This window comes from Mycobacterium interjectum (assembly GCF_900078675.2).
Classification (GTDB): Bacteria; Actinomycetota; Actinomycetes; order Mycobacteriales; family Mycobacteriaceae; genus Mycobacterium; species Mycobacterium interjectum.
On the sequence record NZ_LT546241.1, the window covers coordinates 1 to 958 of the forward strand.

Genomic DNA, 958 nt, shown 5'->3' on the forward strand with positions numbered 1-958 from the left:
TCGAAGTAGGCACGGGCCTCGGGATCCAGCAGGCCCGAGAACCGCGACATGCCGGGCCCCTGCGGGCCCAGCCGCGGCCAGCGGCGCGCCCGGCCCTCGTCGGTGAACAGGCCGTCGGACTTGAGGGAGTCGGCACGCACGCGGCGCCATCCTGGGGTTCGGCGATCTCGCCGAAGAACCGATACATCAAACCCCGGTTGACCCGCTCCCGGGTCTCCAACCGCTCGGCCACCTCGACGCGGACCTCGTTGCCCACCACCTGCGAGCTGGTCTCGCGCAGCACGTCGTGCGCGGCATCGATGTCATCCCGCGCCGCCTCGATGCGCTCCCGCGCCTCCTCGGCACCCACGCACGAACCCATGCCGCCAGGCCTAAAACGAGCCCCGTCAAAAGCCCACGGCGGAAACCACGCCGCCCGCGGCCTGTGGATAAAACCCCAACTGTGGATAAGCCGGCCTACCGGCGTGTGCAAGTATGAGGAAAGCCAGTGCCGCAACGGCGGCAGGCAACCGGTCGAGTGGTGTGCCCATGCCCGTAATCAAGCCCGGTTTTGACAAGCCGACGGGGCGCGTCGTCGCGCTGATCGTCCTGATGATCCTGGCCGCCGCGGCCCTGCGCGGATACCTCCCGGCCCAGGGCCATGCGGTGCGCACGGAGCCGGGCGGCGGCCGGGCGGCACTGCTGTTCGTCATCGTGGCCCTCAGTGCCACTCTCGCGCTGCTGGCGATCGCCGTCATCGCGCGGTTGCGCGACCCGCGTGCGGCGGCACCCAAGCAGGAAGACCTGTCCGACATGCTCGGCACCGGCAAGGGCCGCCCGAGCTGGCGGGTGATACTGATCGGGCTCGCGCTGATCGCGGCGTGGCTGCTGATCGCGACGCTGCTGGTCCACTATCTGGTTCCGCACCGCGTCGACCCCTCCCTACCCGGCCCCGCCCCGGCCGCGCCGCCGTCGGGGC

Annotated in this window: 1 pseudogene; it reads left to right on the forward strand. The window is 71.1% G+C overall.

The features are described 5' to 3' along the window. Nucleotides 1-528: 528 nt before the first annotated feature. Nucleotides 529-958 (forward strand): annotated as a pseudogene (locus tag BN4348_RS58965) (DUF4129 domain-containing protein); the annotation flags it as partial.